Source organism: Yinghuangia soli, assembly GCF_021502675.1.
In the GTDB taxonomy this organism is placed as follows: Bacteria; Actinomycetota; Actinomycetes; order Streptomycetales; family Streptomycetaceae; genus Yinghuangia; species Yinghuangia soli.
Window position 1 is genome coordinate 97,838 of sequence record NZ_JAKFHA010000014.1, and the last position, 8,900, is coordinate 106,737.

General features: G+C 72.2%; 6 protein-coding genes. 3 read left to right on the plus strand and 3 right to left on the minus strand.

Annotated elements, in window-relative coordinates; all coding sequences use genetic code 11:
- Positions 1 to 63: 63 nt before the first annotated feature.
- Together LZ495_RS22940 and LZ495_RS22945 are read right to left on the minus strand one after the other, a co-directional pair.
- The gene (locus tag LZ495_RS22940; RefSeq protein WP_372498634.1) at positions 64 to 801 is read right to left on the minus strand and encodes a LuxR C-terminal-related transcriptional regulator; all 738 of its coding nucleotides are present in this window, start codon (positions 799 to 801) and stop codon (positions 64 to 66) included.
- 14 nt (positions 802 to 815) lie between these two features.
- A complete protein-coding gene (locus tag LZ495_RS22945) occupies positions 816 to 2,084 on the minus strand; it encodes an ATP-binding protein (RefSeq protein WP_235054729.1) in 1,269 nt (422 codons plus the stop codon).
- Between the two features lie 134 nt (positions 2,085 to 2,218).
- Between LZ495_RS22945 and LZ495_RS22950 the strand changes: the two genes are divergently transcribed.
- On the plus strand, positions 2,219 to 3,514 hold the full coding sequence (locus tag LZ495_RS22950) for a PspC domain-containing protein (RefSeq protein WP_235054730.1): 1,296 nt from the start codon (positions 2,219 to 2,221) through the stop codon (positions 3,512 to 3,514).
- Positions 3,501 to 3,923 (plus strand): hypothetical protein, encoded by a 423-nt coding sequence (locus LZ495_RS22955; RefSeq protein ID WP_235054731.1) that lies wholly within the window; start codon positions 3,501 to 3,503, stop codon positions 3,921 to 3,923. The genes LZ495_RS22950 and LZ495_RS22955 overlap by 14 nt, the downstream gene beginning before the upstream one ends.
- Before the next feature lie 205 nt (positions 3,924 to 4,128).
- On the opposite strand, the gene LZ495_RS22960 is transcribed toward LZ495_RS22955, so the two are convergent.
- On the minus strand, positions 4,129 to 5,367 hold the full coding sequence (locus tag LZ495_RS22960) for an OpgC domain-containing protein (protein WP_235054732.1): 1,239 nt from the start codon (positions 5,365 to 5,367) through the stop codon (positions 4,129 to 4,131).
- A gap of 248 nt (positions 5,368 to 5,615) precedes the next feature.
- Between LZ495_RS22960 and icmF the strand changes: the two genes are divergently transcribed.
- Complete coding sequence (gene icmF, locus LZ495_RS22965; RefSeq protein WP_235054733.1) at positions 5,616 to 8,834, plus strand: fused isobutyryl-CoA mutase/GTPase IcmF; 3,219 nt, start codon at positions 5,616 to 5,618, stop codon at positions 8,832 to 8,834.
- Positions 8,835 to 8,900 lie beyond the last annotated feature (66 nt).

Sequence of the window (8,900 nt, forward strand, 5' to 3'; positions counted from 1 at the left end):
GCATGTCCGGCCCGGAAACCGGGCCCTTCACCGGTCCGCCGCCGACCCCGCGCGGCTTCGGGGTCAGACCAGGCGGCGGTCGGTGGCCCAGCGGGTCAACTCGTGGCGGTTGGACAGCTGCAGCTTGCGCAGGACCGCCGACACATGCGTCTCGACCGTCTTCACCGAGATCACCAGGCGCCGGGCGATCTCCTTGTACGCGTAGCCGCGCGCGATCAGCCGCAGCACCTCGCGCTCGCGCTGCGTGAGGCGGTCCAGGTCCTCGTCCAGCGGCGGTACGTCGGTGGCCGCGAAGGCGTCCAGAACGAAGCCGGCCAGGCGCGGCGAGAACACCGCATCGCCGTCGGCCACCCGGCCCACCGCTCGCACCAGTTCGTCGCCGGTGATGGACTTCGTGACGTAGCCGCGCGCACCGCCGCGGATCACCCCGATGACGTCCTCGGCGGCATCGGAGACCGACAGCGCCAGGAACCGGACGCCGGGCCCGGCGGCCCTCCCAGGGCCCTGCAGGTCCGCGCACTGCTTCAGCACCTCGACCCCGCCGCCGCCGGGCAGGTGCACGTCCAGCAGCACGACCTCGGGCAGGGTCTCGCGCACCACGGCGACCGCGGAGGCGACGTCCTCGGCCTCGCCGACGACCTCCACCGCCTCGCCGATCTCGGCGCGCACGCCGGTCCGGAACATCCGGTGGTCGTCGACCAGGACGACCCGCACGCGGCGCGCCTCGTCCGTGCCGCCCGCACCGGAGAGGGCCCCGGTGCCGCCGTCCCCGCTGCTGCCCGTACCGCCCGTGCCGCCGATGCCGCTCCCGCTGCTCACGACTTATCGCTCCTGTTCGCCTCGCTGCGAGCCATCTCCAGCTCGACTTCGGTGCCCTCGCCCGGCTCGCTGCGGATGACCGCGGTGCCGCCGTTGCGGCGCATGCGCCCGACGATCGACTCTCGCACACCCATCCGGTCCTCGGGCAGCATGTCGGGGTCGAAACCGGGGCCGCTGTCGCGCACGAAAACGGTCACCATGGTGTCCTCCACCTCGGCGAACACCTGGATCGGCGCGCCCGGCGCGTACTTGGCGGCGTTGACCATCGCCTCGCGGGCCGCGGCCAGTTGCGCGGCGAGCTTCTCGTCCACCAGGCAGTCGCCGACCGACACGATCTCGATCGTCGCGTGGTGCATGTCCTCGACCTCCGCGGCCTGCTGGCGCAGTGCCGCGGCGAACTGCCGGTCCGGCTCCTCGCCTTCGGGCCGGTACAGCCAGGCCCGCAGCTCGCGCTCCTGGGCCCGGGCCAGCTTGGCCACCTCGCGCGGGTCGTCCACATGCCGCTGGATGAGGGTGAGCGTGTGCAGCACCGAGTCGTGCACGTGCGCGGCCACTTCGGCGCGCTCCTGGGCCCGGATGCGGGCCCGGCGCTCGGCGCTGAGGTCGCGGGTCTGGCGCAGCAGGTACGGCCCGAAGATGACGAGCAGGCCGAAGAGCAGCAGCATCGCGCCGCGCAGCGCGGCGAACGCATCGCCGACGCCGCCCCGGTAGGCCACGAAGAAGCCGATGCCGACCGCGAAGACGACCAGCCCGATGGCGGTGCGCACGATGCCGAAGACGCGGCTGCGGCCGTCCAGCGAAAGCCAGCGGGTGCGCTGGCTGTCGTCGGCCTGCCGCCACACCAGCGCGGCACCGGCCGCGGCCAGCAGCAGCGGCCACACCCACACGCCGCGGTCGCTGCTGGAGCTGCCCATCATGAGGACCACGGCGAAGCCGAGCAGCCCGGTGATGATGATCATCGCGGCGTGCCGCGACTTGCGCTCGCGCGGCTCCAGTTCCTCCGGCTCGGCCGGGCCCCCCTCGGGGACGTTGAGCCAGAACAGCGCGTACAGCACGATGCCGAGGCCGCCGAGGCTCAGCACCGAGAAGCCGACCCGCAGCCACACCACGTCCACGGCCAGGTGGTCGGCCAGGCCGCGGGCGACGCCCGCGACCATGCGGCGCGACGGATTGCGGTAGAGCACGGGCGCAGGCCGCCCTCCCGGACGCTCGCCGGCGGAGCGCGCCGGGAACGCCGGGGGTGTGGGAGGGAGTGCGGTAGTCACGCAACCGATCGTCACACGGCCCGGCCGTCCGCCACATCAGGGCGCGACCCTGATTCCCCCTCAGGGTCGGACCAGGGTGCGACCCGGGCTCCTCCTGATAGGCGCGCACGCGTGGGGCCAGCACGATGGATCCCATGACCGATTCATCCGGCAACACGATGCAGACTCCGCCGCCGGCGCCGCCGGGCGACCGCGGCAACCCGCCGCTGATCCGCACTGTGGACGATCGTGTCGTCGCGGGTGTGGCCGGCGGCCTCGGCCGGCACTTCGGCGTCGACCCGGTGATCTTCCGGGTGGTGCTCGCGGTGCTCACCCTGTTCGGCGGCCTGGGCGTCCTGCTGTACGGCCTGGGCTGGCTGCTCATGCCCTCCGACGACCATCCGTCCCCGCTCGCCCGCGACGTGCTCAGCGGCCGGAACATCGGCAAGGCGATCCTGCCGGGCGTACTGACCGCCTTCGGCGTCGCCGTCTTCGTCAGCTATATGGACCGGGGCTTCGACGAGGCGTTCCCGTACTTGGTCGTCTCCGCGATCCTGCTCTACGTCGGGCGCAACAAGAAGAACGGCGACATCAAGTCGCACGCGGCCTGGGCCGGGCATCGGATCATGACGGAGTCCGCCAAGGCCGGGGACCTGGGGACGACAAAGGCGCCGGGCGCCGAGGCGGGCGCCGCGCCGCAGGCCGCAGGCACGGAGGCCGGCGGCCCCGGCGCAGTCGGCGGACCGCAGCTCGCCCCCGGCCCTGCGCCGTGGTGGGCCGCCCCGGGGCCGGAGGGCCAGGCACCGACCCCGCCGCGGCAGCGCAAGCCCCGTTCGTACCTGACCGCGGCGACCGTGTCGCTGGCCACCGTCGCCGCAGGCGTCATGTGGTGGCTGGACACCGGTACTTCGGCGGACATCTCGCTGCAGGCCGGGCTCGCGGTGGTGCTCGCGGTGCTGGCCGCGGGCCTCCTGGTCGGCACCTTCGTCCGGGGCAGCCGCTGGCTGATCGTGCCGGCCCTGGCCGTCGCCGCCCTGCTGAGCGCGGTCGCCGCGATCACCGTGCCGTTCACCGGCGCGAGCGGCGAGCGGACCGTCACCCCGGTCAGCGCCGCGCAGGTGGAGTCGCCGTACCGGATGAAGGTCGGCGAGATGAAGCTGGACCTCAACGACATCGACCTGAGCGGGCGCGACCCCGCCGACCCGGTGCGCATCGAGGCCACCATCGGCATGGGGAACCTGCAGGTGTTCATCCCGTCCGACCTGCGCGTGGTGATCGACGCGGAGGTGGACTTGGGCAACATCGACCTGCCGAACGGCAACAGCAACGGCTGGAAGCCGGAGCGCGAGGCGGTCGTCGAGCCGACCGCATCCGGGCCGTCCCGCGGCACGGTCGTCCTCGACCTGGGCGTCGGAGTCGGAAACGTGGAGGTGCGGCATGGACAGCCGTGAACCGGAAGGCACGCCCGAGCACAGCACCGAGCACAGCACCGAGCAGATGCCCCCGCACACGCCCGAGCGCACGGCCGCGCCGGATCCGGCCGCCACGCACCGCAGTTCCGCCGGGAGGACCTCCGTGGACCGCCGTACCTTCGACCCGATGGCCATGATCGCCGGGATCTTCTTCATGGCGATCGCGGTGATGTACATGCTCGACGCGGGCGGTTCGGTGGACGCCCGGCCCGGGCTGATGCTGGCGCTCGCGGTGATCGGCGTCGGGGCCTCCGGCTTCGTCGGCGCCGCGTGGGCCATGCTGTCCGGCCGCCGCGCCAAGGAGGCCGCGCTGCGCGATGCCGCCGCCTCCGGCCCGATGTTCGCCGCCACTCCGGCCGACGCGACCCCGGTGGACCTGAGCAAGTGAGCAACTGAGCCGGTGAGCACGTGAGCCGCCGAGCCTGGCTTCCGCCCCGACCGGGCCGAGGCAGCCGACTCCCCTGGCACGTCGGAGGGGCCCGTACCGGATCGTCCGGTGCGGGCCCCTCCGACGTGCCAGGTGTGCCAGATGTGCCAAGTGCGCCAGACCTGCCAGGCGTTTCAGGCGGTCTTCGCGTGACCTTGCCTCGTCCTCACTCCGCGATCTCTATCTCGTAGGTGTTCGACTCGATGCCGGACGCCGTGACCACGCACAGTTCGACGCGGCCCGGGTCCACGTCGACGGGGATCGGCACCACGACGATGGCGTCGCACGGGTTGGCGAAGCCGGTCTCCGTGGGCACCAGCGGCGCGTACACGTGTACCGCTCCGAAGCGGACCACCACGCGCGCGAGTTGGTCGGGTTCGTGCACCCCGGCCGCGGCCAGGTTGGTGCCGCGGATCTCGATGTCGTCGCCCTGGCGTACCGCGGTGTCCAGGTTGCCGGGCACGTGCACGCGGACCACGGACAGGATGACCGGCCGGTTGTTCTCGACCAGCTTGGCCACCACGTAGACCGCGACCGACACCATGGCGAGGGCGACCAGCGTGGCCGGTATGTCCGGCAGCACCTCGGGGTCGCGGGCCAGGCCGACCACCACGAAGCCCACCGCCACCAGGTTGACCAGCACGTACTGCGCATCGGCGAGGGCGGCGCGGCCACCGTCGTCGGTGACCAGGTCGCGCAGCCGGGCCCGGTCGGAGTACGGCTTTTGCAGCACCCGGCGGCCGACCTTGTCGCCCACGATGCGGCGGACCAGGACGGCGGCCAGCAGCGGCGCGGCGAACAGCGCGATCTGGTCGGCGGAGACCGAGCCGAGGCTGTCCAGCAGATCGCTGCGGTCGTCGCCGTCCGACGCCGCGGCCAGCCGGACCGCGAAGAAGACGAAGGTGTAGGTCAGCGCGACCGCCCACAGCCCGGCAATCGCCTTGGAGGTGGACAGGCGGCCGTCGAGGCCGCGGACCGGTGCGTACAGTCCGGCGCTCGCCCGGGCCCAGTACGCGACGCCGGCCAGCGCGCCCACCGCCACGACCGCGGCGGCCAGCGCCGCGGTGCGGGTGACCGTCCAGCCGGTGCCGATCGCGGTCAGGGCCTGCACGACCAGCAGCACGACCACCGCTGCGGCGAACACCGCGAGGGTGCGGGTGCCCAGAAGACGCAGTGCGGTACGTCCGTGCGCCCGGCGCTTGGCAGCCAAGTCCACCGACTTGGCCCGAAGTTCGTCGTCTATCCACTGCCGGGTGGCGAGCTCGGAGGGAGCCACGACGGCCGGCACTCCCTCGCGGCGGGCCAGCGCGCGCCGCGCCTCGGCGAAGCCGTCGTGGGCCCGCCGGTACTCCTCCCGGACCACGCAGTGGCAGTCCGGTCCGTGCACGCTGACGCCGTGCGCCATCAGGAACCCTCCCCTAGGCCGGCCGGGCCGATCCGGGCCACCGCCGGCTCGCGCACCACACCTGCCAGCGCGCATTCTGCCGCATACCCGTGGTGCCCATGGTGCCGGTGGGGTACGGGACTTCCCGGTTCGCACGGCCCGTCCGAAAGATGCGGTTCACCCGTCTCCCGGCATGCTTAACCTGGGCAATAGTCGGACTTCCTAGTATCTTGGGAGGAGACCTGCCCAGCGCGTCACCGGAGGCTTCCGTGGCCCTGTACGTCCCGACCCGTCCCGTGCGGTTCGTGACCGCGTCCGCCCTGTTCGACGGGCATGACGCGGCCATCAACATCATGCGGCGCATCCTGCAGGCGCAGGGCGCGGAGGTCATCCACCTCGGCCACAACCGGTCGGTGAGCGAGGTCGTCGACGCGGCCCTGGAGGAGGACGTCCAGGGGGTCGCGGTCAGCTCGTACCAGGGCGGCCACGTCGAGTACTTCGAGTACCTGGTCGAACGGCTGCGGGAGCGCGGCGCCGGCCACGTGCGGGTTTTCGGGGGCGGCGGCGGCGTCATCATCCCTGAGGAAATCACCCGTCTGGCGCAGTCCGGCGTCACCGTGTTCTCCCCCGAGGACGGCCAGCGCCTCGGCCTCGCCGGGATGATCAACACGCTGATCGAGGCCTGCGACACCGACCTCGCCGAGCAGCCCGCCGCGCTGGACGCCCTGCTGTCCGGCGACCGCGCCGCGCTGGCCCGCACCCTGACCGTGGTGGAGAACCGCGGCCTGGACGCCGAGACGCTCGCCGCCGTCGAGGCCGCCGCCGCGGGCCGCCGCGTCCCCGTCCTGGGCATCACCGGCACCGGCGGCTCGGGCAAGTCCTCGCTGACCGACGAGCTGGTCCGCCGGCTGCGCACCGACCAGCAGGACAAGCTGCGCGTCGCCGTCCTGGCCGTCGATCCGACCCGCCGGCGCGGCGGCGGCGCCCTGCTCGGCGACCGCATCCGCATGAACGCCCTCGACGGCGAGCGCGTCTTCTTCCGCTCCCTGGCCACCCGCGGCGCCGGGCGCGAGCTGCCCGAGCGCATCGAGCAGTTGCTCGCGGTCTGCAAGGCCGCCGGGTACGACCTGGTCATCCTGGAGACGCCGGGCATCGGCCAGGGCGACGCCGCGGTCACCACGCACGCCGACACGTCCCTCTATGTCATGACCCCCGAGTTCGGCGCCGCATCCCAGCTCGAGAAGATCGACATGCTGGACTTCGCCGACGTCGTGGCCATCAACAAGTTCGAGCGCCGCGGCGCCGAGGACGCGCTGCGCGACGTGTCACGCCAACTGGTGCGCAACCGCGAGGCGTTCTCGTCCCGTCCGGAGGACATGCCGGTCTTCGGCACCAGCGCCGCCACCTTCAACGACGACGGCGTCACCGCGCTCTACCAGCACCTCGCCGCGCGCCTGGCCGAGCAGGGGCTGCCCCTCGAACCCGGTGCCCTGCCCGCCGTGACCGTCCGCAAGTCGACCGGCGCCGCGCACATCGTGCCGTCCTCCCGGGTCCGCTACCTCGCCGAAGTAGCCGAAACCGTCCGCGGCTACCACGCGGACACCCGTACCCAGTCCGCCGCAGCGGCCCGCCTGCAGCGCATCGACCTGGTCCGCGGCGAACTGGCCGAGCCGACCCCGTCGGTCGAGGCCCTGCACGCCGACGCCGCGACCGACGTCGCTCCGGACAGCCAGGCGCTCCTCGCCTCCTGGCCGGCCACCGTCGAGTCGTACTCGGGCGACGAGCAGGTCGTGAAGATCCGCGACCGCGAACTGCACACCGCGCTCACCCGCGAATCCCTCTCCGGCAACCGCATCCGCCGCGTCGCGCTGCCCCGCTATACCGACCACGGCGAACTGCTGCGCTTCCTGCGCGAGGAGAACCTGCCCGGCTACTTCCCCTTCACCGCCGGGGTGTTCCCCTTCAAGCGGGACGGCGAGGACCCGGCGCGCATGTTCGCGGGCGAGGGCGACCCGTTCCGCACCAACCGCCGCTTCAAGCTGCTCTCCTCCGGCGGCGACGCGACCCGCCTGTCCACCGCGTTCGACTCGGTCACGCTCTACGGCCGCGACCCCGACGAGCGCCCGGACATCTACGGCAAGGTCGGCACCTCGGGCGTCTCCGTCGCGACCCTCGACGACATGAAGGCCCTGTACGACGGGTTCGACCTGACCGCGCCTTCCACGTCGGTCTCGATGACCATCAACGGTCCGGCGCCCACGATCCTGGCGTTCTTCCTCAACACGGTCGTCGACGCCGAACTCGACAAGTTCCGCGCCGCCGAAGGGCGCGAGCCCTCGGCGTCCGAAACGGCGGATCTCCGCGCCACCGCCCTCGCCACCGTGCGCGGCACCGTCCAGGCGGACATCCTCAAGGAGGACCAGGGCCAGAACACCTGCCTGTTCTCCACCGAGTTCAGCCTGCGGATGATGGCCGACATCCAGGAGTGGTTCATCCGCAACAAGGTGCGGAACTTCTACTCCGTCTCGATCTCCGGGTACCACATCGCCGAAGCCGGCGCGAACCCCGTGAGCCAGCTGGCCTTCACCCTCGCCAACGGCTTCACCTACGTCGAGTCGTACCTCGCCCGCGGCATGGACATCGACGACTTCGCGCCCAACCTGTCCTTCTTCTTCTCCAACGGCATGGACCCGGAGTACTCGGTCCTCGGCCGCGTCGCCCGCCGCATCTGGGCGGTCGCCATGCGGGACCGCTACGGCGCGAACGAGCGCAGCCAGAAGCTCAAGTACCACGTCCAGACGTCCGGGCGCTCCCTGCACGCGCAGGAGATGGACTTCAACGACATCCGCACCACCCTGCAGGCGCTCATCGCGATCTACGACAACTGCAACAGCCTGCACACCAACGCCTTCGACGAGGCGGTGACGACCCCCACCGAGGAGTCCGTCCGCCGCGCGCTCGCCATCCAGCTCATCATCAACCACGAGTGGGGCCTCGCGATGAACGAGAACCCCCTGCAGGGCTCGTACATCATCGACGAGCTCACCGACCTGGTCGAAGAAGCGGTCCTCACCGAGTTCGACCGCATCTCCGAACGCGGCGGCGTCCTCGGCGCGATGGAGACCGGCTACCAGCGCGGCCGCATCCAGGACGAGTCGATGCTGTACGAGCAGCGCAAGCACGACGGCACGCTGCCCATCATCGGCGTCAACACCTTCCGCGCGCCGAACGCCGACGAAGCAGCCCACGGCCCCGTCGAACTCGCCCGCGCCACCGAGACCGAGAAGGAATCCCAGCTGCACCGCGTCCGCGACTTCCGCACCCGCCACCACTCCGCCGCGGACGCCGCCCTGGCCGCCCTGAAGCACGCCGCCACCCACGACGAGAACGTCTTCGACGTCCTCATGGACGCGGCGCGCGTATGCACCCTCCAGCAGGTGACCGAGGCGTTCTTCGAAGTAGGCGGCCAATACCGCCGCAACGTCTGACGCCGGACGTGGGGGGGGGGGGGGGGGGGGGGGGGGGGCCCCGGGCCCCCCCCCGGGGGCGGGGGG